Source organism: Cupriavidus sp. 05N38, from assembly GCF_056397345.1.
Genome location: NZ_JBFTNF010000022.1, coordinates 41,503 through 64,311, shown reverse-complemented (window position 1 = coordinate 64,311; position 22,809 = coordinate 41,503). Strand labels below are relative to the sequence as shown.

At 69.4% G+C, this 22,809-nt stretch carries 22 protein-coding genes; 15 read left to right on the top strand and 7 right to left on the bottom strand.

Features of this window, described 5'->3' with window-relative positions; all coding sequences use genetic code 11:
* Nucleotides 1-24 precede the first annotated feature (24 nt).
* The 13 genes from gtdA to AC1DK4_RS17665 all read left to right on the top strand — a co-directional run bounded on the left by gtdA (nucleotide 25) and on the right by AC1DK4_RS17665 (nucleotide 13,785).
* The gene (gene gtdA, locus AC1DK4_RS17725; protein ID WP_441620286.1) at nucleotides 25-1,071 is read left to right on the top strand and encodes a gentisate 1,2-dioxygenase; all 1,047 of its coding nucleotides are present in this window, start codon (nucleotides 25-27) and stop codon (nucleotides 1,069-1,071) included.
* A gap of 97 nt (nucleotides 1,072-1,168) precedes the next feature.
* Nucleotides 1,169-1,867 carry a fumarylacetoacetate hydrolase family protein gene (locus tag AC1DK4_RS17720; protein WP_441620284.1) on the top strand — a complete coding sequence of 233 codons (699 nt, stop codon included), beginning with the start codon at nucleotides 1,169-1,171 and terminating at the stop codon, nucleotides 1,865-1,867.
* A 33-nt stretch (nucleotides 1,868-1,900) separates the two neighbouring features.
* Nucleotides 1,901-2,545 (top strand): maleylacetoacetate isomerase, encoded by a 645-nt coding sequence (gene maiA, locus AC1DK4_RS17715; protein WP_441620282.1) that lies wholly within the window; start codon nucleotides 1,901-1,903, stop codon nucleotides 2,543-2,545.
* 54 nt (nucleotides 2,546-2,599) lie between these two features.
* The gene (locus AC1DK4_RS17710; protein ID WP_441620280.1) at nucleotides 2,600-3,808 is read left to right on the top strand and encodes a 3-hydroxybenzoate 6-monooxygenase; all 1,209 of its coding nucleotides are present in this window, start codon (nucleotides 2,600-2,602) and stop codon (nucleotides 3,806-3,808) included.
* 119 nt (nucleotides 3,809-3,927) lie between these two features.
* Entirely contained in the window at nucleotides 3,928-5,286 is a 1,359-nt protein-coding gene (locus AC1DK4_RS17705) for an MFS transporter (RefSeq protein ID WP_477131669.1), read from the top strand.
* A gap of 435 nt (nucleotides 5,287-5,721) precedes the next feature.
* A complete protein-coding gene (locus AC1DK4_RS17700) occupies nucleotides 5,722-7,554 on the top strand; it encodes an OPT/YSL family transporter (RefSeq protein ID WP_441620276.1) in 1,833 nt (610 codons plus the stop codon).
* Nucleotides 7,555-7,749: 195 nt separating this feature from the next.
* The gene (locus tag AC1DK4_RS17695) at nucleotides 7,750-7,875 is read left to right on the top strand and encodes a hypothetical protein (protein ID WP_441620346.1); all 126 of its coding nucleotides are present in this window, start codon (nucleotides 7,750-7,752) and stop codon (nucleotides 7,873-7,875) included.
* A 73-nt stretch (nucleotides 7,876-7,948) separates the two neighbouring features.
* Nucleotides 7,949-10,762 (top strand): monovalent cation/H+ antiporter subunit A, encoded by a 2,814-nt coding sequence (locus tag AC1DK4_RS17690; protein WP_441620274.1) that lies wholly within the window; start codon nucleotides 7,949-7,951, stop codon nucleotides 10,760-10,762.
* Nucleotides 10,762-11,103, top strand: a complete 342-nt coding sequence (locus AC1DK4_RS17685) for a Na+/H+ antiporter subunit C (protein WP_441620272.1) — start codon at nucleotides 10,762-10,764, stop codon at nucleotides 11,101-11,103. The genes AC1DK4_RS17690 and AC1DK4_RS17685 overlap by 1 nt, the downstream gene beginning before the upstream one ends.
* Complete coding sequence (locus tag AC1DK4_RS17680) at nucleotides 11,100-12,617, top strand: monovalent cation/H+ antiporter subunit D (RefSeq protein WP_441620270.1); 1,518 nt, start codon at nucleotides 11,100-11,102, stop codon at nucleotides 12,615-12,617. Before AC1DK4_RS17685 ends, AC1DK4_RS17680 begins: the two co-directional genes overlap by 4 nt.
* Nucleotides 12,618-12,630: 13 nt before the next feature.
* Nucleotides 12,631-13,134 carry a Na+/H+ antiporter subunit E gene (locus AC1DK4_RS17675; protein ID WP_441620342.1) on the top strand — a complete coding sequence of 168 codons (504 nt, stop codon included), beginning with the start codon at nucleotides 12,631-12,633 and terminating at the stop codon, nucleotides 13,132-13,134.
* Nucleotides 13,119-13,394, top strand: a complete 276-nt coding sequence (locus AC1DK4_RS17670; protein WP_441620268.1) for a K+/H+ antiporter subunit F — start codon at nucleotides 13,119-13,121, stop codon at nucleotides 13,392-13,394. Before AC1DK4_RS17675 ends, AC1DK4_RS17670 begins: the two co-directional genes overlap by 16 nt.
* A gap of 19 nt (nucleotides 13,395-13,413) precedes the next feature.
* Nucleotides 13,414-13,785, top strand: a complete 372-nt coding sequence (locus AC1DK4_RS17665; protein WP_441620266.1) for a Na+/H+ antiporter subunit G — start codon at nucleotides 13,414-13,416, stop codon at nucleotides 13,783-13,785.
* A 32-nt stretch (nucleotides 13,786-13,817) separates the two neighbouring features.
* Here the strand turns inward: AC1DK4_RS17665 and AC1DK4_RS17660 are convergent, their stop codons facing one another.
* A complete protein-coding gene (locus tag AC1DK4_RS17660) occupies nucleotides 13,818-14,126 on the bottom strand; it encodes a high-potential iron-sulfur protein (protein WP_441620264.1) in 309 nt (102 codons plus the stop codon).
* Nucleotides 14,127-14,327: 201 nt separating this feature from the next.
* Between AC1DK4_RS17660 and AC1DK4_RS17655 the strand changes: the two genes are divergently transcribed.
* A complete protein-coding gene (locus tag AC1DK4_RS17655) occupies nucleotides 14,328-15,038 on the top strand; it encodes a hypothetical protein (RefSeq protein WP_441620262.1) in 711 nt (236 codons plus the stop codon).
* A gap of 121 nt (nucleotides 15,039-15,159) precedes the next feature.
* Here AC1DK4_RS17655 and AC1DK4_RS17650 read toward each other — a convergent pair whose 3' ends face one another.
* Nucleotides 15,160-16,581, bottom strand: a complete 1,422-nt coding sequence (locus AC1DK4_RS17650; RefSeq protein WP_441620260.1) for an aldehyde dehydrogenase family protein — start codon at nucleotides 16,579-16,581, stop codon at nucleotides 15,160-15,162.
* Nucleotides 16,582-16,693: 112 nt separating this feature from the next.
* Between AC1DK4_RS17650 and AC1DK4_RS17645 the strand changes: the two genes are divergently transcribed.
* Complete coding sequence (locus tag AC1DK4_RS17645) at nucleotides 16,694-17,752, top strand: LysR family transcriptional regulator (protein ID WP_441620258.1); 1,059 nt, start codon at nucleotides 16,694-16,696, stop codon at nucleotides 17,750-17,752.
* Nucleotides 17,753-17,773: 21 nt separating this feature from the next.
* On the opposite strand, the gene AC1DK4_RS17640 is transcribed toward AC1DK4_RS17645, so the two are convergent.
* The 5 genes from AC1DK4_RS17640 to AC1DK4_RS17620 all read right to left on the bottom strand — a co-directional run bounded on the left by AC1DK4_RS17640 (nucleotide 17,774) and on the right by AC1DK4_RS17620 (nucleotide 22,805).
* Complete coding sequence (locus tag AC1DK4_RS17640) at nucleotides 17,774-17,998, bottom strand: DUF2188 domain-containing protein (RefSeq protein WP_441620256.1); 225 nt, start codon at nucleotides 17,996-17,998, stop codon at nucleotides 17,774-17,776.
* Between the two features lie 187 nt (nucleotides 17,999-18,185).
* Nucleotides 18,186-20,309, bottom strand: coding sequence for a methylmalonyl-CoA mutase (gene scpA / locus AC1DK4_RS17635; protein WP_441620254.1), 2,124 nt, complete (start codon nucleotides 20,307-20,309; stop codon nucleotides 18,186-18,188).
* Nucleotides 20,306-21,130, bottom strand: a complete 825-nt coding sequence (locus AC1DK4_RS17630) for a Pnap_2097 family protein (RefSeq protein WP_441620252.1) — start codon at nucleotides 21,128-21,130, stop codon at nucleotides 20,306-20,308. The genes scpA and AC1DK4_RS17630 overlap by 4 nt, the downstream gene beginning before the upstream one ends.
* A gap of 1 nt (nucleotide 21,131) precedes the next feature.
* On the bottom strand, nucleotides 21,132-22,418 hold the full coding sequence (locus AC1DK4_RS17625; protein ID WP_441620251.1) for an MSMEG_0569 family flavin-dependent oxidoreductase: 1,287 nt from the start codon (nucleotides 22,416-22,418) through the stop codon (nucleotides 21,132-21,134).
* A gap of 99 nt (nucleotides 22,419-22,517) precedes the next feature.
* Nucleotides 22,518-22,805, bottom strand: a complete 288-nt coding sequence (locus AC1DK4_RS17620; protein ID WP_441620249.1) for an MSMEG_0570 family nitrogen starvation response protein — start codon at nucleotides 22,803-22,805, stop codon at nucleotides 22,518-22,520.
* Nucleotides 22,806-22,809 lie beyond the last annotated feature (4 nt).

Here is a 22,809-nt window from a genome sequence, read left to right as displayed (position 1 = left end):
ACGGCGCAGGATCCGGAGACAACCATGTCAGACGCAAACAGGAATGCAGAGCGCGCGGCCTACTACGACCGCATCGGCCGCAACCAGATGACGCCGCTGTGGGAATCCCTGCACGCCCTGGTGCCGCCGCAGCCGCGCCCGCAGGCGCAGCCTGCCATCTGGAAGTACGCCGAGGTGCGCCCGCTGGTGATGCAGGCGGGCAATGTCATCAGCGCGGCCGAGGCGGTGCGCCGCGTGCTGGTGCTGGAAAACCCGGGCCTGCCAGGCAAGTCGAGCATCACTTCTACCCTCTATGCCGGCCTGCAGCTGATCCTGCCCGGCGAGATCGCGCCCAGCCACCGGCATACGCAGTCCGCGTTGCGCTTCATCGTGGAAGGCCGCGGCGCCTGGACCGCCGTCAACGGCGAGCGCACCACCATGCAACCCGGTGACTTCATCATCACGCCGTCGTGGACCTGGCACGACCATGGCAATCCTTCGCTGGAAGACGGCGGCGAGCCGGTGGTCTGGCTCGACGGACTGGACATCCCGCTGCTGGTGCACCTGGATGCCGGCTTTGCCGAGAACTACCCGGAGGCTTCGCAGCCCGTGCTGCGCCCCGAGGGCGACAGCTTCGCGCGCTTCGGCCACAACATGCTGCCGGTGCGCCACCGCGTGACCGATCCGACTTCGCCGATCTTCAGCTATCCCTATGCCCGCAGCCGCGAGGCGCTCGACCAGCTTTACCGCAATGGCGAGCTGGACGCCTGGGACGGCGTGAAGCTGCGTTATGTGAATCCCGCCACCGGCGGCTGGCCGATGCCAACCATGGCGACCTTCATGCAGTACCTGCCGGCGGGTTTCCAGGGCAAGACCTACCGCAGCACCGATGCCACCGTGTATTCCGTGGTGGAAGGGCGCGGCACCGTGCGCATCGGCGATGCGCAGTTCCAGTTCGAGCCGCGCGACACCTTCGTGGTGCCCTCATGGGCGCCGGTGCAACTGGCCTCGCTGGACGATACGGTGTTGTTCAGCTATTCGGACCGCCCGGTGCTGTCCGCGCTCAACCTGCTGCGCGAAGAGCGCAGCTGATCTCACGCTTTCCGGCAGGCAAGGCAAGGCGCCGCGCCTGAGCCGCGCGCGCCTGCCGGCACGCCCTCCCGTTTTCCATTTATCCATGAGGTTCCGCATGTCGTTCGTTGTCACCCCGCCCGCCACCGTCGCCATTCCGGTCGTCGGCAGCCAGGATCAGTTTCCCGTGCGCCGCGTCTACTGCGTCGGCCGCAACTACGCCGCCCATGCCCGTGAAATGGGTTTCGATCCGGACCGCGAGCCGCCGTTCTTCTTCTGCAAGCCGGCCGATGCCGTGGTGCCCGTGGCCTACGGCGAGACGCTGACGCTGCCGTACCCCGCCCAGACCGCCAACTTCCACTATGAGGCCGAGCTGGTGGTGGCGATCGGCAAGGGCGGCTCCGACATCGCGCTGGAACAGGCGCTGGAGCATGTGTGGGGCTACGCCGTGGGCCTGGACATGACCCGCCGCGACCTGCAGATGAAGATGCGCGAGATGGGCCGCCCGTGGGAAATCGGCAAGGCCTTCGACGTGTCCGCGCCGATCGGCCCGATCCACCCGGCCGGCGACGTGGGCCATTTCGAGCAGGGCGCGATCTGGCTGACCGTGAACGGCGCGGACAAGCAGCGCAGCGACGTGACCCACCTGATCTGGTCGGTGGCCGAAACCGTGGCGGACCTGTCGAAGTTCTTCCGCCTGGAACCGGGCGACCTGATCTACACCGGCACGCCCGAAGGCGTGGGCGCCGTCAAGCCGGGCGACCTGATGGCGGTGGGCGTGGAGCGCCTGGGCGAGTTGTCGGTGCGCGTGGCCTGATGTACCGGCGGCTTTCAGCAGGAGGGCTGCATCGTGCAGATCTATAGTTTCTTCAACAGCTCCACGTCCTACCGCGTGCGCATCGCGCTGGCGCTCAAGGGCCTGCCGTACGACTACCGGGGGGTCAATATCCGCACCGGCGAGCATCGCGCCGCGGACTATGTGAGCGCCATCAACCCGTCGGCCGCGGTACCGGCGCTGGCGGACGGCGATTTCCACCTCGGCCAGTCGCTGGCGATCATCGACTATCTGGATGCCCGCCACCCGCAGCCGCGCCTGATCCCGCTGGAGCCCGCGCTGCGCGCGCGGGTGCTGGAACTGAGCTATGCCGTTGCCTGCGACATCCATCCGGTCAACAACCTGCGCGTCCTGCGCTACCTGCAGGACAAGCTGGGCGCATCGCCGGAGCAGAAGGACGCGTGGTACCGGCACTGGGTCGAGGACGGCCTGGGCATGGTCGAGCGCCTGCTGGCCGGGGACGGCCGCGGCCCGTGGTGCTTCGGCGACCAGCCCACGCTGGCCGATTGCTGCCTGGTGCCGCAGATCGCCAACGCGCAGCGCATGGGTTGCGACACCACCGCCTTTGCGCGCGCCATGGCCGTCTACCGTCACGCCAGCGAACACCCTGCGTTCGTGCAGGCAGAACCCCAGCGCCAGCCGGACTACACGGCGCGCTAACCGGTAGCGCGGGCAGCCGGCGCCAAGGCCGGGGCCCGCAACCAGGAGACCAATATGAATGACATTCGCAGCACGGACCGCAAGGTGATCGTCGTGGGCGGCGGCATCGGCGGCCTGGCCGCAGCGCTGGCGCTGGCCCGGCAGGGCATCCGCGTGGAGTTGCTCGAACAGGCCGAGAAGATCGGCGAGATCGGCGCGGGCATCCAGCTCGGCGCCAACGCCTTTGCCGCGCTCGACGCGCTGGGCGTGGGCGAGGCGGCGCGCAGGCGCTCGGTCTTCACCGACCACCTGGTGATGATGGACGCCATCGACGCCACCGAAGTGGCCAGGGTGGATGTCGGCGAGCGTTACCGCCAGCGCTTCGGCAACCCCTACGCGGTCATCCACCGTGCCGACATCCATCTCTCCATCCTGGAAGCGGTGCAGGACCATGCGCTGATCCGCTTTCGCACCGCCACGCAGGTGCGCGCCCTGGAGCAGGACGAACGCGGCGTGACCGTGGTCGACCAGCATGGCGAACGTCACCGGGCCGATGCGGTGATCGGCTGCGACGGCGTGAAATCGGCCGTGCGCGAGGCCTTGCTGGGCGACGAACCCAGGGTGACCGGCCATGTGGTGTATCGCGCCGTGGTGGACGTGGCCGACATGCCCGCCGACCTGCAGATCAATGCGCCGGTGGTCTGGGCGGGCCCGCACTGCCATCTCGTGCACTACCCGCTGCGCGGCGGCGAACAGTACAACCTGGTGGTGACCTTCCACAGCCGCGAGCAGGAGGTATGGGGCGTGCGCGACGGTAGCAAGGAAGAAGTGCTGTCCTATTTCGAGGGCATCCACGCGCGTCCCCGCCAGATGCTGGACCGTCCGACCTCCTGGCGCCGCTGGGCCACCGCCGACCGCGACCCGGTCGAGCGCTGGAGCTTCGGTCGCGCCACCATCCTCGGCGATGCCGCGCACCCGATGACGCAGTACCTCGCGCAGGGCGCCTGCCAGGCGCTGGAGGATGCCGTCACGCTGGGCGCGGCCGTCGCGGCCAGGGACGGCGATTTCGAGGCTGCCTTCGCGCTGTACGAGAAGGTCCGCATCCCGCGTACCGCGCGCGTGCTGTATTCCGCCCGCGAGATGGGCCGGCTCTACCACGCCAAGGGCGTGGAGCGGCTGGTGCGCAACTCGCTCTGGGTGGGCCGCACGCAGGAGCAGTTCTACGACGCGCTGCAATGGCTGCATGGCTGGCGTGCCGAGGACTGCCTGGAGGGCGCGCGCTAAGCACCCTGGGTGCAGCAGACAACGACAGGCAGCAAAGCCGCGCCAGGGTCAGCGATACCCGGCCGGGCAGGGACGGGCCGGCTCCAGCCGGCCGCCTGAGAAAGACAAAGGAGACCGCAGTGCCCACCCCCAAGCCATCCATCGGCATCACCGAGTTCATCGACGGCCGGCCGCTATCGGCATACCAGGTCATGATCGTCGCGCTTTGTTTCCTGATCGTCGCCATCGACGGCTTCGACACCGCCGCGATCGGCTTCATCGCCCCGGCCATCCGCGCCGAATGGCAGCTCGGCCCGGCCCATCTGGCGCCCCTGTTCGGCGCCGGGCTGGCCGGCCTGATGGCCGGTGCCTTCCTGTTCGGCCCGCTGGCGGACCGCTTCGGCCGCAAGGGCGTGCTGGTCTTCTGCGTGCTGTTCTTCGGCATCGCCAGCCTGGCCAGTGCTTTTGCCGGCTCGCTGTGGGGACTGGTCGCGCTGCGCTTCCTGACCGGCCTCGGCCTCGGCGGCGCCATGCCCAACACGATCACCCTGACCTCGGAGTACTGCCCTGCGCGGCGCCGCTCCTTCCTGGTGACCACGATGTTCTGCGGTTTCACCGTTGGCTCCGCGCTGGGCGGCCTGGCCTCGGCCAGCCTGATCGAAGAGCACGGCTGGCGTTCGGTGCTGTTGCTGGGCGGTGTGCTGCCGCTGTTGCTGCTGCCCTTGCTGCTGTGGCAACTGCCGGAATCCGTGCGCTATCTCGTGATGCGCGGCAAGCATCCGCTGCGCGTGGCGGCGACCCTGCAGCGCATCGCACCGGGCGAGCAGGTCGTTGCCGGCAGCTTCAAAATCACCGACGCGCCCCGGCCCGGCTCGCCGGTGGCCCACCTGTTCAAGCCCGAACTGGTGCGCGGCACGCTGCTGTTGTGGCTCACCTTCTTCATGAGCCTGCTGGTGATCTACCTGCTGTCGAGCTGGCTGCCCACGCTGCTGCGCGCCACCGGCGCGTCGCTCAAGACCGCGGCGCTGGTGACCATGATGTTCCAGGTCGGCGGCACCGTCGGCGCCATCGTGCTTGGCTGGCTGATGGACCGCATCAACCCGCACTACGTGCTGGCCGTGACCTACGCCCTGGCGGGTTTGTTCATCGCCGCCATCGGCAGCCTGACGTCGGCGCCGTGGCTGGCAAGCGTGGCCGTATTCGCCGYCGGCTTCTGCATCTCAGGCTCGCAGGTCGGTGCCAACGCCTTGTCGGCCGCCTACTATCCCACCGACTGCCGCGCCACCGGCGTGAGCTGGGCCAACGCCGTAGGGCGCATGGGCTCGGTGGTGGGATCGGTCGGGGGCGGCGCCATGTTGTCGATGGGGCTGACCATGCCGGCGCTGTTCCTGATCGTGGGCGTGCCGGCGGTGATCGCGGGTGCCACCATGCTTCGGCTGGGGCGGTATCGGGCCGGGGTGGTCATTGCGGCGCGTCCTGCCGTGCCGGCGGCGCATTGAGGTGCGGTGGAGCAGACCCGGCGCCTGTCCGTGACGGCAATCTCCGGGCCCGGCGCGTTCCTTCCTTGACCAATCAAATGATAATCATTATTATTTGAGTCTCAGGTTTGTGACACGATCTGAGTCAGCAAATGGGTTTCCGGACACGCTTCGTGTCCGGACTTTTTTTCCAGGCAGCGGATTCACCGCGCCCGTCTCCCTCCGGCATCTCGTTCTCCCGACACCGCCCGGAATCGCCCGGCACCGCCCGGAATCGCCCGGCACCGCCAGAAATAGCCCGGCATCGCCCGGCATCGCCCGGTCGCGCGGCGTTGCGGTAGCATCTGTCCCTGTATCCCCCGCGTTCCCGTCGCCCGGCTTTCCCGGGTTTTTTCGTCGTCCTGGTCGTTCTCGTCGTCTCGTTCCAACCCGCAGATCCGATCCCCGCCAACGCGCATGGGCAAACCAATGACGGAAGCCGGCGGTCCACCGCCATACGACGCCCCGCCGGTCGCGGATGCCGCCAGCGGCCGCCGCTGGGCCTGGCTGCCCGCCCAGGGCGGGTGGGGCTACTACACGCTGCTGGGCGCCATCGGGGTGCTGGTGCTGGGCCCGCTGGGCGGGATCGCCGCGGCCTATATGAACTTCTCGCTCGGGTTCTTCGTGGGCGGGCAGGTGCTGGCCGGCATCCTCGGCTCGACCATCACCTACGGCTACGGCGCGGATGGCCGCCACGGCGCCAACTATATCCAGACCATCGCCGCGTCGGTCGCCGGCATGAGCGGCATGGCCGTGGTGATCCAGGCGATGACGTGGCTGGGCCTGCCGGAGCCGCCGCTGTGGCAGCTGATCCTGTACATGCTCTGCGTGGGCATGTTCGGCGTGGGCGTGGGCATGTTGTATACGCCGGTCCTGGTGGACCGCCTGCAACTGACGTTCCCGTCGGGGCTGGCGGTGGCCAATATCCTGCGCGCGCTGACCGATCCGGTGCTGCTGCGGCACTCGGTGTCGCGCCTGGCCGGCGGCACGCTGCTGGGCATCGCGTGCGGCGTCGGCGCGGCGCGCGTGGCGCGGCTGGCGGCCATCGATCTGTCTGCCTCCACCTTTGGCGCTGGCATGATCGTGGGGGCGCGGATCGGGCTGGCGGCGCTGGTGGCGGGTCTCGCGGGCCAGGCGCTGGTGCCTTACTTCGTCTCGATCGGCTGGCTGGCACCGGGCGATCCGTTCCGCAAGATCACCTTCCTGATCGCGCTCGGCATGATCATGGGCGCGGCGCTGGTCGATATCTCCCTGATCCTGCGCCGGGCCTTGCGCCAGGCCCGGGCCGCACCCGGCGCGCGGCTGGCTGCGCAAGGGCGCGGCGCCTCATGGCGGCTGCTGGCGTGGGTGGTGTTCTGGGGGGCGGCCATCGTCGCGGTGGGCTCGGGCCTGCTGCACCAGCCGGCGGGCTACCTGCTGCTGGCGGTGGTGCTGGTGTTCGTGTTCGCGATGGTCAATGGCATCTCGGTCGGCATGGTGGACCAGAACCCGATTTCCTCGGCCTTCGTGCTGTCGGTGATCCTGATGGCGGCGCTCGGCCTGAAGGATCCGCAGGTGGGGCTGATCGCGGCGACGGTGCTGCTGGTCTCCACCAGCCAGGCCTGCGACATGCAGCAGGACCGCTCCACCGGGTGGCGCCTGGGCACGGACCGTACCGTCCAGTTCCGTTTCCAGGTGGCCGGGATCGTGGCCGGCGCGGTGCTGGCGGTGCTGTTCGCGCGGCTGTTCATGCGCGCCTATCCCGAGCTGGCGCTGGACCAGACGGTGCTGGCGGCGGACGCGCAGCCGCACCGCTGGGCGTCCGCCATGACCTACAAGATCGTCGGCGCGCTGCGCGGGCTGGCGCAGGACCTGCCGCACCAGCGGCTGGCGGTGGCGATCGGCATGGGCATCGGCCTGGCCACGGCGGTACTGCGGCTGCTGGTCCGGTCGTGGCCGGCGTACCGGCGCTTCGTCGATGGGGGCGGGCGGGGCAGGGCGGTGGATTTCCTGGTGGATACGGTCTTGCTGCCTTCGCCCTATGCGTCGTCGTTCGGCGGCTTCGTGAACCTGCCGACTTCGGCCTGGTTCGCCGCCGGCGGCGTGGTGGCCAGCGTGGCCAACGGCCTGCCGGGACGCCGCGGCGCGGCGGATCCGTTGCCGCAGGACATGAGCACGACCTCGCTGCTGGGCGGCGGGCTGATCGCGGGCGACGCGCTGGCCGCGGTGGGGCTTGGCATCGCCGGCCTGCTGTTCACGGCGATGGCGTGAGCGCCGCCCGGTTCGCCGGGGCGCCGACTTTAGCGTTTTCGCAGCCGATCTGAATTTTTTCCCTGCCATGGCCCCGTGCGGGCGGGCCATGGCCGTTGTGGCGCAGAATGACCGCAGGCGCCCGCCGGGACCGCGCCGGACTGGAGGGTCTTGCACAATGACAGTGGACTCCCAGACTTCCAGGAGCCCAGCCGGATGAACAGCCATCAGAATGCCCGACTCACCTTCTGCCGACGACTGGAGATGGTCCAAGACATTACCGAACATGGCCTGAGCGTGCCCGAAGCGCGGCCGCCCACGGCGGGCGCCGACCACCATTGAGCATGCCCGGGACCGCGCGCATCTGCATTGCGCGCATGGCGGTGCCTGGCAAGCCGGTTCCTGGAGATGGGCGATGTTGATGGTTTGCCTGATCGCGCTACCGCTGCTGGCGGCGATGCTGGTACTGCCGGCGCGCCGCCATGCGCGCGTGCTGGCCGCACCCATCGTGGCAGGCGCGCCGCTGGCGGGCCTGGCGCTGCTGCTGGGCATGGGCGGGCAGGCGCTGGACGGCGGCGTGATCGCGTGGCGCCAGCCCTGGCTGGAAGAGATCGGCCTGAACCTCAGCCTGCGCCTGGATGGGCTGTCCTATCTGTTCGCCCTGCTGGTGCTCGGCATCGGGCTGCTGGTCATCCTGTACGCGCGCTACTACCTGCCGCGCGGCGAATCGAGCGCGCGTTTCTTTGCCTTGCTGCTGCTGTTCATGGCGGCCATGCTGGGCGTGGTGCTGTCCTCCAACCTGCTGTTGCTGGCCGTGTTCTGGGAAATGACCAGCATCGTGTCGTTCCTGCTGATCGGCTTCTGGTCCTATCGCGCCGACGCACGCAAGGGCGCGCGCATGGCGCTGACCGTGACCGGCGGGGGTGGCCTGGCGCTGCTGGCCGGCGTGCTGCTGCTGGGGCATATCTGCGGCAGCATGGAGCTGTCGGATGTGCTGGCCCAGGCCGGCACCGTGCAGCACCACCCGCTGTATGTGCCGATGCTGGTACTGATCCTGCTGGCGGCGTTCACCAAATCGGCGCAGTTTCCATTCAATTTCTGGCTGCCGCACGCCATGGCCGCGCCCACGCCGGTGTCGGCCTACCTGCATTCCGCCACCATGGTGAAGGCCGGCGTGTTCCTGCTGGCGCGGCTCTATCCGGTGCTCGACGGCAGCAACTGGTGGTTCTACCTGGTCAGCCTGACCGGGCTGGCCACGCTGGTGGCGGGCGCCGCCATGGCGCTGTTCCAGCGCGACCTGAAGGGCCTGCTGGCGTATTCGACCATCAGCCACCTCGGCCTGATCACGCTGCTGTTCGGGCTCGATACGCAGCTGAGCACGGTGGCCGCGTTGTTCCACATCATCAACCACGCGGTGTTCAAGGCTTCGCTGTTCATGGCCGCGGGCATCATCGACCACGAGACCGGCACGCGCGACCTGCAGCTGCTGCGCGGGCTGCGCCGCTACATGCCGCACACCGCGCTGCTTGCCATCGTGGCTTCGCTCTCGATGGCGGGCGTGCCGCTGTTCAACGGCTTCCTGAGCAAGGAGATGTTCTTCGGCGAGACCCTGGCGCAGGGCCTGCTCGGCGACTTCAACTGGGTCATCCCGGCGGCGGCGACGCTTGCCGGGGCATTGACGGTGGCGTATTCGCTGCGCTTCAGCTACGGGGTGTTCTTCGACGGCAAGCCGGACGCCTTGCCGCACTACCCGCCGCACGAGCCGCCCCGGTCCATGAAGATCCCGGTCGAGGTGCTGGTCGTGACCTGCCTGGTGGTGGGCCTGTTCCCCGCCTATACGGTCGGCCCGCTGCTGGCGGCAGCGGCGCTGGCCACACTGGCCGCGCCGCTGCCGGACTACAGCCTGAGCCTGTGGCACGGCGTGAACCTGCCGCTGCTCATGAGCCTGGTCTCGATGGCGGCCGGCACGGCCTTCTTCATCCTGCGGCGCGGCGCCTTCCACCGCTATCACGCGCGCATCGCGCATCTCAGCGCGCGCGATGTGTTCGAGGCCGGCATTGCCTGCATCGCGCGGGCCGCCGGGCGTCTCGCGGCCGTGTTCGAGAACGGTTCGCTGCAGGCATACCTTGCCTGGATGCTGGCCGCGATGCTCGGCATCCCCGCGCTCCTCTTGGCCGACCTCGACACGCTGGCCGGCCCGCTGCCGCCGACGCCGCCCGACAGCGTCACCCTCGGCGGCATGGGCCTGCTTGCCTTGTCGGCCATCGGCGTGGCGATCGCCCGCCGGCAGCGCCTGAACGCCCTGATCCTGCTGGGCGCCTGCGGGCTGCTGGTGACGCTGGCGTTCGCACGTTTCTCGGCGCCCGACCTGGCGCTGACCCAGGTGTCCGTGGAGGTGGTGACCATCCTCTTGCTGGTGCTGGCGCTGTACTTCCTGCCGGTCGACCGGCCCGAGGCCGCCAGGCCGCTGCGGCATGTCCGCGACGCCGTGCTCGCGCTGGGCGGCGGCGCGCTGGCCGCGGTGCTGGCTTACGCCGTCATGACGCGCCCCTACGATTCGATTGCCTCCTTCTTCGTCGACAACAGCGTGAGCGGCGGTGGCGGCCACAACGTGGTCAATGTGATCCTGGTGGATTTCCGCGGCTTCGATACCCTGGGCGAGATCTGCGTGCTGCTGGTCGCCGGCCTGGGCGTGCACGCCATGCTCAAGGGGCTGAGGCTGGCGGCGCCGCCGGCAGGGCCCAACGGGCTGCCATGGTCGGGCCAGAGCCATCCGCTGCTGCTCGCCATCCTGGCCAGGTTGATGCTGCCGCTGACCATGATGGTGGCGGTGTTCATGCTGCTGCGCGGGCATAACCTGCCGGGCGGCGGATTTGTCGCCGCGCTGGTCACGGTGGTGGCCTTGTTGCTGCAATACGTGGCGAGCGGCGTGCTGTGGACCGAAGCCCGCATCGCGCTGAACCACCGTGCGCTGGCGGGCGGCGGCATCCTGCTCGCGGGGCTGACCGGGCTGGGCAGCTGGGCCTTCGGCTATCCGTTCCTGACCACCGCCTTTGGGCATTTCCACGTGCCGCTGCTGGGCGAGGTCGAGCTTGCCACCGCCATGCTGTTCGACCTTGGGGTGTATTTCACGGTGGTCGGCACCACGCTGCTGATCGTGTCGCACCTGGGCGTGCGCGACAAGCGCGCCGGCCAGGCAAGCCAGGCAGGCGCCGGGGAGGGCACGTAATGGAGGCGGCCTACGCATGCACGATCGGCGTCCTGATGGCCAGCGGCCTCTACCTGCTGCTGCGCGCGCGCACGTTTACCGTGGTGCTGGGGCTGGCGCTGGTTTCCTACGCGGTGAGCCTGTTCCTGCTGGGCATGGGCCGGCTGGCGACCGGCAAGCCGGCGGTGATCGCCGCCGGCGCGCAGTATGCCGATCCGCTCCCGCAGGCCCTGGTGCTCACGGCGATCGTCATCGGCTTTGCGATGACCGCGTTCGCGGCGGTACTGGCGCTGCGCTCGCTCGGGATCTCGGGCAGCGATCATGTCGATGGCCAGGAGCCGGACGGGGAGCCCGACGCATGAGTGCCGCCCCGCCGCTGCCGATCCTGCTTGTGGTCCTGCTGCCGATGTTCGCCGGTGGCCTGCTGGCCGCCGGCCCGGCCCGCTGGAGCGGCGCGTGGCGGGCCCTGAACATCGTCGCCACCTTGCTCTTGCTGCCGCTGGCTTGTGCCCTGGTGTGGCACGCCGCCAGCGGCGCCATCGAGGTCTACAGCCCCGGCAACTGGCCCGCACCCTTCGGCATCGTGCTGCAGCTCGACCGCCTGGGCGCCATGATGCTGTTGCTCACCGCGGTGCTGGCTTCGGCGGCGGCGGTGTGCGCCGGGCGCGGCGACGCGCGCCTCGGCCGGCATTTCCACGCGCTGTTCCAGTTCCAGCTGATGGGCCTCAACGGCGCCTTCCTGGCAGGCGACCTGTTCAATCTCTTCGTCTTCTTCGAGATATTGCTGATCGCCTCGTATGCCTTGCTCGTGCATGGCGGCGGCCGCGCGCGCATCGGCGCCGGGCTGCACTATGTGCTGCTGAACCTGGCGGGGTCGGCGTTCTTCCTGATCGCGGTCGGCGTGCTGTACGGCCTGACCGGCACCCTGAACATGGCGCACATGGGCTTGCGCCTGGCTGGCCTCGAGCCCGGCGCCATGCCGCTGGCAACGGCCGCCGCGGCCATGCTGATGCTGGTGTTTGCGCTCAAGGCGGCGCTGTTTCCGATGGCCTTCTGGCTGCCCCGGGCCTACGCCAGCGCCACGGGCTCGGTGGCCGCGCTGTTCGCCATCATGAGCAAGGTCGGCCTCTACGCCATGCTGCGTTGCGCGGCGCTGGTGTTCGGTGCGCCGGACGGCATGCTGGCCGCGTTCATGCACGACTGGATCTGGTCGCTGGGGCTGGCGACCATGGCCTTCGGGGCGGCCGGGGCGCTGGCCGCGCAGGGCCTCAAGTCGCTGACCGGCTACCTCGTGCTCGCATCGGTGGGGTTGCTGGCCGCCGGCATATCGATGCAGACCGGGCCGGCGTGGAGCGGCGCGCTGTATTACCTGCTCAGCACCACGCTGTGCACGGCGGCCCTGTTCCTGCTGGCGGACGCGCTGGAGCCGGCGCCGGCGAAGGCGGCCCCGGCCGTGGTCCAGCCGTCGCGGCTGGCCGGGGTGCTGTTCCTGGTCGGCGCGGTGGCGGCGATCGGGCTGCCGCCGCTGTCCGGCTTCATCGGCAAGGTCATGGTGATGCGCAGCACGCCGCTGGCCAGCGCGGCCGTGCTATGGCCGGTCATCCTGCTGTCCAGCCTGGCGCTGCTGGTCGCGGTGAGCCGCACCGGTACGCGCCTGCTGTGGCGCCTGCCGCAGCAGGCGGCGGAGCGGCACGCCAGCGTCCACCGCCAGGCGCCGGACCGATGGAAGCTGGCTTGCTGCGCGTTCCTGCTGGGCTGCAGCGTGGCGCTGGTGGTGTTCGCGCTTCCGCTGCACCAGTACCTGGCCGCCACCGCCACCCAGCTGTTCGACCGTGCTGCCTACCTGCGCGCGGTGCTGCCTGCCGGGAAGGGCTAGGCGCATGCGCACGCTGGCCCGGCGCCTGTTCCCCCATCCCTGGCTCAGCCTGGTGCTGCTGGCCGCGTGGCTGCTGCTGTCCAACAGCGCGTCGCCCGCCAGCTGGGTGCTGGGCGCCTTGCTGGGCTGGGCCATCGCGCTGCGCGTCGGCCAGCGGCTGTGGCTGCGGCCGGTGCGGCTGGCCCGCCCGGGGCTGCTGCTGCGGCTGGCGGGACATGTACTGATCGATATCGTGGTGGCCAATGTGGAAGTAGCCATGCTGGTGCTGGGCCCGGTAGCGCGGCTGCGTCCGACGTTCATCGTGGTGCCGCTCGACGTCGAGCATGAACTGGCGCTGGCCATGCTGATCAGCATCGTCTCGCTCAGTCCCGGCACGCTGTGCGCCGAACTCAGCGACGACCGCCGCCGCCTGCTGGTCCATGTGCTCGACCTCGACGACGAGGCCGCGCTGGCAGCACTGATCAAATCGCGCTACGAAGCGCCCCTGCGGGAGATATTCGCATGCTTGCCATCGTGATACCGGTAGCCCTGGCCATCCTTGGCCTGGCCTTCGTGCTGACCTTCATCCGCCTGGTGCGCGGCCCCAGCTTGCCGGACCGCATCGTGGCGCTCGATACGCTCAATATCAATGCGATCGCCCTGATCATGGTGCTCGGTATCTGGCTGCATTCGGCGCTGTTCTTCGAAATCGCCCTGCTGATCGCCGTGATGGGCTTTATCGGCACGGTCGCGCTGACCAAGTACCTGCAGCGCGGCGACATCATCGAACTCAAGTGAGCGGAGCAAGGGAGACGTCATGAGCGCCGTTGCCGAGATCGCCACCTGCGTGCTGCTGCTGGTGGGCAGTGTCTTCACCCTGGTCGGGGCGTTCGGCCTGTTCCGGCTGCCCGATTTCTACATGCGCCTGCACGGGCCGACCAAATCGACCACGCTGGGCGTGGGGAGCATCGTGGTGGCGTCGGTGGTGTGCTTCAGCACCGGGGGCGACGGGCTGAGCCTGCACGAATTGCTGATCACGGCCTTCCTGTTCCTCACCGCGCCGATCAGCGCGCATATGCTGGCCAAGGCGGCCATGCAGCAGCGCCTGCCGGTGGACCCGCGCACGCGCGGGCGGCCATGGGAAGCGCAGGGCGGCGCATCGGCAGGGGACGCCGACGGGGCTTCCTAGTTGGCTCTCCGGTTGCGCCCGCGGGCGCTGACTCAGCCTTGTTCCCAGGCGCTGCACCAGCCGGCGGCCGCCACCTGCTTGTCGCCGAACAGCACGCAACTGCCGGCGGCAGGGCTGCTGCCTTCCTGGAACAGCTGGCAGTTGGCGCAAGTCTGGCTGGCCGCGTGCCTGGGGTACCTGGCCTGGTCCACCTTGCGGGTGTCCGCCTTGTACCCGAGGCTGACGGCCTGCGGGTCTTTCTCGTCGAGCACGGGGGATGCCGCGTGCGCGGCGGCGCTGGCGCCAAGGCCCGCCACCACGGCCAGCGGCACGGTCTTCAGGAACTGACGGCGGGTCGACATGCTGTTTCCTTTTCTGGCAAGAGGAACTGGTTGCGGCCGGTGCCCGGATCTGTGTCTTGCGGGGAAGGCAGCGGCGCGCGCTGTGGATTGTGGCACAGCGCACGCCGCCCGGCCCGCCGACGGTGCAATGGCTTGCGGCGCCACATCTGTGGCAAACTCGGCGCTACTTTTTCCGATCGTCATCCCGCCCCTTCCACACCCATGACTTCTGCCTCCAATACCAACACCCTGCGGCAAGCCCTGCAGGAGCCGTTGCCGCTGCAACTCGCGCCGCTGATGGGCACCGGGTTCATCGATCGCGGCGAGGGCAACCGCTTCGCGATCTATACCGAGCCGCCCGAGGCCCCGGGCCGTGACGAGGTGCTGGGGAGGCTGCGCGGCCTGCTGGCCGCGCAGAGCGACGCCGAGGCCAGCGGCGAGGTGCTCGACAGCGAAGACTGGGAGCCGGGCCAGGCCTTCGAGATGGACATGGAGAGCGACGACGTGTGCGGCCAGGTGCTGTTCTACCGCCTGATCCTCGCGCACGACCTGGATCCGGCGGGCTATTGCGCCTTCGAAATCAATGCCGACGAGACCGGCGTGGTCTTCGTCACCCTGGTGGAATCCTGGATCCGCCCGCAATACCAGTCCCTGGGCGCGCAGCGCGGCTTCGTGCTGCAGATGGCCAATGCCGTCCATGCGGTGCTCGCGGAACTCGACGCGCGCTTGCAGCAGGCCGGTGAACACAGCGTCTCGCTCGAAGTGCTGCTGGGCCTGGAGCAGGAATCCACCGATGGCAGCGCGGTGCTGCAGTCGCTCGGGCAGACCCTGCGCGCATGGACCGGCGCCTCGGCGGCAAGCGATGCCGAGCGCCAGCCGCTGGGCATCGCCGCGGTGAATGTCTCGGTCATTTCTGCCAGTTCGCAGGAATAGACGCGGAACTGTCGCGGAACCGTCGGGGAACTGTCGGGGAACGGCCAGGCTGGCACCGTGCAGGTGCGGCCCGGTCGCACGGAACCCGGCCTGATCCCCGTGCACCCGCTGGCCAGCCCGCTCAGGCCACGCCCAGCAGCGATTTCGGTTCCATGAAGGCTTCCAGGCCAAACGTGCCGTATTCGCGGCCGATGCCCGATTGCTTGAATCCCCCGAACGGTGCGGCGGGCTCGTGGGCCAGCGTGTTGACCAGCACGCGGCCGGCCTCGATGCGCTGCGCCACCGCGCGGGCGCGGGCGGCATCCGACGACAGCACATAGGCCTGCAGGCCGTAGCTGGTGTCATTGGCGATGGCGATGGCCTCCTCGGTGTCGCCGTAAGGCAGGATCGACAGGACCGGGCCGAAGATCTCCTCGCGCGCGATGGTCATGTCATTGCGCACGCCGCTGAACACTGTCGGGCGCACGAACCAGCCCTTGCCCGCGCCTTCGGGCCGGCCCTCGCCGCCGGCCAGCAGCCGCGCCCCTTCTTCGATGCCGATGCGGATGTAGCGCTGCACGCGCTGCCATTGCTTTTCGCTCACCATCGGGCCGATGGCGGTGCCGGGGTCGCGCGGGTCGCCGCTGCGGGTGCGGGCCACCTCCGCCACCACGGCCGCCTCGAACTCGTCCAGCCGCGCGCGCGGCACCAGGATGCGCGTGCCGGCAACGCAGGCCTGGCCGCTGTTCATGAAGCCGGCCTGGAGCGCCAGCGGCACGGCATGCGCCAGGTCGGCATCGTCGAGCACCAGCACGGGCGACTTGCCGCCAAGCTCCAGCGTGACGCGCTTGAGCGTGTCGGCGCCGACGCGCAGGATGGTCTTGCCGACAGCGGTGGAACCCGTGAACGATACCTTGGCCACATCGGGATGCGCGCTGATCTCGGCGCCCACGGTGTCCCCGCGCCCGGTCACGATGTTGAACACGCCGGGTGGAAGGCCCGCCTCATGCAGCGCCTCGGTGACGATGCGGGTCTGGATGGCGCTCATCTCGCTGGGCTTGATCACGGCGGTGCAGCCCGCCGCCACGGCTGCGGCCAGCTTGCCGCAGATAAAGCCGCCGTTGCTGTTCCATGGCGTGATCAGCCCGGCCACGCCAAGCGGCGTCATGACCACTTCCGCCGTGCCCATGGTGCGCCGGAACGCATAATCCTCCAGCACTTTGGCGGCTTCCAGCAGGACGCTGGAGGCGTGCTGCGCCATCCAGCGCCCGCGCGATACCGGCGCGCCATATTCTTCGACGATGGCCTCGAAGAGTTCGTCTTCGCGCGCCAGCATCGCGGCGTGCATGCGCCGCAGCCAGCCGATGCGCTCGGCCTTGGTGGTTTGCGAAAAGGCGGGAAAGGCCCGCCTGGCGGCGGCGATGGCGCGCCGGGCATCTTGCGCGTCGGCCAGCCGCACCTGGCCGATGACCTCGGCGGTGGCGGGATTGAAAAGGTCGAACCACTCTTCACCGTGCGGGGTGACGAAGGCGCCGTCGATGTAGATCTGATCGATGCGATGCATGAAGACTCCGGGAATGCGCAGGACGCGTAGCAACATGGGCTCAACGATAAGCCCTGCTAATTAGCCGGTCTAGCCATATAATTTCGCATGGACTGTTGAACAGATTGGGATAATGCAGACATCGGGACTCAGTGAACTCGAAGGCGTGATCGCCGTGGCGCGCCTGCGCAGTTTTCGTGCCGCGGCGACGGAGCTGGGCGTTTCCACCTCGGCGCTGAGCCACGCCATTGCCGCGCTGGAGGCGCGCATCGGCGTGCGGCTGTTTCATCGCACCACGCGCAGCGTCTCGCTGACCGAGGCCGGCGCGCAGTTCGTCGACGGCGTTGCGCCTGCGCTATCGACGATCCGCGGCGCGATGGAGCAGGCGGGCAGCTTTCGCGATACGCCCTCCGGCACCTTGCGTATCAATACCGCGGTGGGTGCCGCCCTGCAGGCGATGCCGTTGTTCATGGCCTTCCTGCGCCGTTATCCGGAGATGAAGCTGGATATCGTCACCGAAGGCCGCCTGGTCGATATCGTGGTGGCCGGCTTCGATGCCGGCATCCGCCTTGCCGAGAGCCTGCCGCTGGACATGGTCGCGGTGCCGCTGGGGTCGCCGCAGCGTTTTGCCGTGGTGGGCAGCCCGGCTTACTTCGCCGCCAATCCGGTGCCGCGCACGCCCGCCGACTTGCTCGCGCACAGCTGCATCCGCACGCGCATGCCAAGCGGCGCGCTCTACCGCTGGGAATTCGCGCGCCATGGCGAATCGATGAGCATCGATGTCCAGGGCGCGCTGACGCTGGACGATGCCTCGCTGATGCTCGAGGCGGTACGCACAGGCCTGGGGCTGGCCTATCTGACCGAATGGAATGTCGCCGCGGACCTCGCCGCGGGCACCTTGCAGCGGGTGCTGGAAGACTGGACGCCACCGTTTGGCGGCCTGTGCCTGTATTACCCCAGCCGCCGCCATGTGCCGGCGGGATTACGCGCACTGATCGAGATGATCCGGGAGGACGCAGGGTCCGCGCCAACGCAGCGCGCGATGCCGGCCTGGCGGGGAACGGTGGGAAGTCACACCAAGCCCTCCGAGCCTGAAGTGCCTGAGCAGGCTGGAGAGCCCGGAGACTCTGGCGACGCTGGAGAACCCGGCGAGGACGCGAAGGCGCGCAAGAAAAGCCAGAGACAAGGCTAAAGCCGGGCGAGGGCGGCAAACCTAGCCCTCCACCCCGCGCGGATCTCCGCCATAGCTGTTGCGCGAGCGGACCTGGCCGTCCTGCCCGTGGATCAGCAACTCGACGCGTTCGCGCTGTGCATCGCGCGTGCCAGCCTCGATGGCATCCTCTTGCGAGTCGTGATGCGAGTCGGCATACCTGGCCCCTTCGTGGATCACGTCCCATCCGTTGCCGTGGGGGACGACGTGGATATTGCGGACTGTCATCTCGATCTCCTGACTGTTTCTCCTGACTATTGCCTGGTTGCCGGCGTGGTACCTGGCCAGGGCATACCTGCATTCTGGGTCGCCCTGGCAGGCATGGCAATCGGGGACCGTCTGACACGTGGCGGTGCCGGGGCCACCCGTGTGCCCTGGAGCCGACCCGGGTCAGCGCGCCGGAAGGCGCAGCCTGTCAGGCAGTTGCATGCAGGGCACCCGGCCGCGCCGGATCTCTATGTGCGACGTCCTCCAGTACAACGGCGATCTGCCGGACGATGACGTCCATCGCGGTTCCCGGGCCGAACATGCGGCGCACGCCGAGTCCGAGCAGCATGCGCGCATCGCCGTCGGGCACGATGCCGCCGGCAAAAACGGGGGTTTGCAACTGCCTGGCCCGCAGCGCCTGCAGCAGGCGGGGCAGCAGCGCGAGATGCGCGCCGGCCAGCGTGGAAACGCCCACGGCGTCGAAGCTGCCGCGTGCCACTTCGGCGGCCACCTCTTCCGGCTGCTGGAAAAGCTGGCCGAGCGTGACCGAGAAGCCGGCGTCTGACAGCGCCGCGGCAACGGCCTTCGCGCCGCGGTCGTGCCCGTCCAGCCCCAGCTTGGCGACCAGGATGCGCGGCGCCCGGCCCAGCCGCGCGCCCAGCGCCCGCACCCGCGCGACGGCCTGCTCCCAGGCCGCATCCCCGGCGCGCGCGCCGCCATACTCGCCTTCGGCAAAGACGGGGCTGGCCCGGTGGCGCGGCCACGCCTGCTCCAGCGCGGCGGTGCATTCGCCCACCGTGGCGCGGCAGCGCATGGCGTCGACGCTGAGCGCGAGCAGGTTGCCGCCGCCGTCGCGGGCTGCCGCCGTGAGGGCGGACAAGGCGCGCTGCAGCGCCGCCGGATCGCGGCTTGCCCTCAGCGTGGCCAGGCGCTGCGCCTGCGCGCCCAGCACCGCGCGCCCGTCCACCGCGAAGCAGGCCGGCGCCTCATCCGGCGCCTCGAACTGGTTGACGCCGATGATGGCCTGATGGCCGGCATCGATGCGGGCCTGGGTGCGCGCGGCGCTGCGCGCGATCATGGCGTGCACCCAGCCGGATTCGAGCGCGGCGAGCACGCCRCCGCGCGCCCGGATCTGCGCCATCAGCGCGCGTGCCTGGTCGGCCACGTCGCGGGTCAGCGACTCCATCATGTAGGAGCCGGCCCACGGGTCGGCCACCTCGCACAGGCCCATCTCGCGCTGCAGGATGAGCTGGGTGTCGCGCGCCAGGCGCGCGGCGTCGGCGCCGGGCAGCGCCAGCGCTTCGTCATAGGCATTGGTATGCAGYGACTGCGTGCCGCCGAATACCGCCGCCATCGCCTCCACCGTGGTGCGCACCACATTGTTCTGCGGCTGGCGCGCGGTGAGCGACCAGCCCGAGGTCTGGCAGTGCATGCGCAGCGCGCCGGCGCGCGCACTGGTGCCGCCGGCGGCCTGGATGATCTCCCACCACAGCAGGCGCGCGGCGCGCAGCTTGGCGATCTCCAGGTAGAAGTCCTTGCCGACGCCGAAGAAGAAGCTCAGCGTGCCGCAGAATGCGTCCACGCCGATGCCGCGCTCGCGGATGGCCTCGACATAGGCCTGGCCATTGGCCAGCGTCAGCGCCAGTTCCAGCACCGGGTCGGCGCCGGCCTCCTGGAAGTGGTAGCCGGAGATCGACATGCCGTTGAAGCGCGGCACGTGCCGGGCCAGCCAGGCCACCACGTCACCGGCGATGCGCATGGACGGCGCCGGCCCGAAGATCCAGGCGTTGCGGACCATGTACTCCTTGAGGATGTCGTTCTGGATGGTGCCGCTCAGGCGCGCCAGCGGCACGCCGCTTTCTTCTCCGGCCACCAGGAAGGCAGCCAGCACGGGCAGCACCGCGCCGCTCATGGTCATCGAGACCGAGACGCGGTCCAGCGCAATGCCCTCGAACAGCCGCTTCATGTCTTCGACCGAATCGATCGCCACGCCGGCCATGCCGACATCGGCCTGCGCCAGCGGGTGGTCCGAGTCGTAGCCGCGGTGGGTGGGCAGGTCGAAGGCCACCGAGAGGCCCTGCGCGCCTTGTTCCAGCGCGGTGCGCAAGGCGAGGTTGGAGGCCGTGGCATCGGCGAAGCCGGCGTACTGGCGGACGGTCCACGGCTTGCCCGCGTACATCGTGCGGTGCACGCCGCGCACGAAGGGCGCCTCGCCGGGCGGGGTGCCGAGGTGGGCGATGCCGTCCAGGTCGGCGGCGGCATAGACGGCGCGCCGGGGCACGCCGTGGTCGCCGCCGGGCATGGCGAGGGTGGTGCTGTCCTGCGCTGTCATCTCGTTCTCCAGCGTTTGCGCGTGACCGCGTCGGCGATCTTCTCGCCATCGCTGGCGCGGCGGATCTCGCACCAGTGGGCGAGCCCGGCGGGGCCGCTCTGCACGGCGCTGAACGACAGCTCCAGCGCATCGCCCAGGTTGACGTTGCCGTGGAAGAACAGGTCGCGCTGCGATACCGCCGGCGGCTCGTCGAATCGTTGCCATTGCCATTCGGCGCGGTCGACGATGGCCTGGAAGCTGGCGAAGTAAAGCAGGTCGGCGCCGTTGAAGTCGGTGTACGGGCAGGGCAGGTACTCGGCCGTATGGCGCGCGGGCGCCGTGTCCTGCGCCAGCCCAAGGTGCGCGCCCCAGTCGGCGGCGCGGAAGCGTTTGGCCAGGCTTGCCATCTCGGTGGCCTGCGCCAGCGGCGCCTCGGCCGCGGGGCCGAAGGCGGCGCGCACCACCGAGCGGTTGTCGCGCTCGCGCTCGCGGCGGATGAAGGTGGACATCATCGATACCTCGGCGCGGCGCGCGTCGCCCGCCATGACGCGGTGCGTGCTGTGGTGGCGCGCGCCGGTCACGCGCTGGAGCCCGGTGTCGATGGCGAACGCCGCATGCTCGCCCATCGTCTCCAGCGCGGCCTCGCGCACGCGGATCGCCAGGAAGGCGGCGTAGGACTTGTGGCCGCCGGCGTCGCGGAACTCGGGCACGGGCTGCCCGGCCAGCGCCGCGAGGCCCTGCCAGTGCAGGTCCCCGCAGGTCTTCAGCAGCCAGTTTTCCGACAGGCCCGTGTACGACAGTTGCGGCATGCCCGCCACGTAGCGGGTGCGAGCGCGGTGCATGTCAGGCGGCCAGGGCTTCGCTGGCCAGCGAGGCGCGCACCTGGCCAGCCAGGTGCTCGGCATCGCGCGCGATGCCCGAGAAGCGGCCCGATCCCCAGGTATGGAGCCAGGGCAGGCCCAGGAAGTACAGGCCGGGCTGGGCGGTGACGCCGCGCACGTGGCCGGGGTAGCCGCGGCCGTTGAAGACCGGCGCTTCCAGCCAGCTGAAATCCGGGCGGAAGCCGATGCACCAGATGATGGTGCCGATGCCCGCGCTGGCCAGATCCAGCGCGGTACGCTCCGCGGCGGGCTGCCATACGGGCTCGTAGATGCTGGCCGGCGGCGCAGCGATGCCATGCTTCTCGATGTACTTGTCGATGCCGGCGTTGATGCGGTTGTAGGTGTCGTCGGCGTCCTGCAGGTTGGCCGCCAGGTCGGGCGCGAAGTGCAGCCTGCCGTCGCGGTAGTCCTGCAGCAGCCCGTACAGCTCCATGCCCTCGGTGGCGAACTTGCGCAGGTCGATGTCGCGGCCGCCGTCGCGCCCGGTCACATAGTGGTTGGTGTTGTCGCGCACGCCTTCGCGCAGCGGATGTTCCTGCACCGGCATGTCGTAGTACTGCATGTCGGCGAGCCAGTCCACTACGTCGCGGCCGCGGTAGAAGCGCGCGCAACGCGGTGCCTCGCCCACGGCCAGGTAAACATCGCGCCCCGCCAGGTGAAGGTCTTCGGCGATCTGCGCGCCCGACTGGCCCGAGCCCACCACCAGTACGCCGCCCGCGGGCAGCGCCTGCGGGCTGCGGTACTCGGACGACTGGATCTGGCGGATGCCGGCCGGCAGGCGCTCGGCCATGCGCGGCACGATGGGCGAGTGATAGCCGCCCGAGGCCACCACCACCTGGTCGGCGGTGAAGTCACCCTGCGAAGTCGAGACCTCGTAGCCGCCGCGCTCGCGCGGCCGGACGCGGCGCACCTCGGTGTGCTCCAGCACGGGGGCGTTCACCATGGCGATGAAGCCATCCAGGTAGGCGGTGATCTCGTCCTTCCTCATGAAGCCGTGGGGATCGTCGCCCTGGTAGGGGTAGCCGGGCAGGGCGCACTGCCAGTTGGGCGTGACCAGGCAGAAGGCGTCCCAGCGCTGCTTGCGCCAGGTGTGCGTGATGGTATTTTTTTCGATCACCAGGTGGTCGATGGCTGCCTGCTGCAGGTAGTAGCTCATGGACAGGCCCGCCTGGCCGCCCCCGACCACGATCACGCTGTAATGCTTTGCGGCGGCCCCGCTGGCCTGGCTTTGGCTGTGTGTGCTGGACATGATGGTTTTCCTTCTTGGCGTTCGGTGAGACGAAATCGGTGAGACGAAATCGATGAAATGAAATCGATGAAACGAAACTGCGGGTGCCGTATGTGGGGGCTATCGCCCGAAGCCGAGCACGCGCACGGTGGCGCCGGGCTGGGCCTGCCATCTGGCCGCGGTGGTCTCGATCTGGCCGAGCTGGTCCATGGCCGAGGAGCAGGCGTAGCCGTACCTGGCCATGACCCGCTCGGAGGCGCTGCCCAGGGCCTGCCGCGCGCGCGCCAGGAAGTCTTCCAGCGGATAGTCCTGCCCGGCGGCGAAGTACTCGGTGACGACGGAGGACGGCGAATAACAGGTAGCCTGGCTGTGGTCCGGCCATTGCACCCGGAAATGCGTGACTGGCATGGGT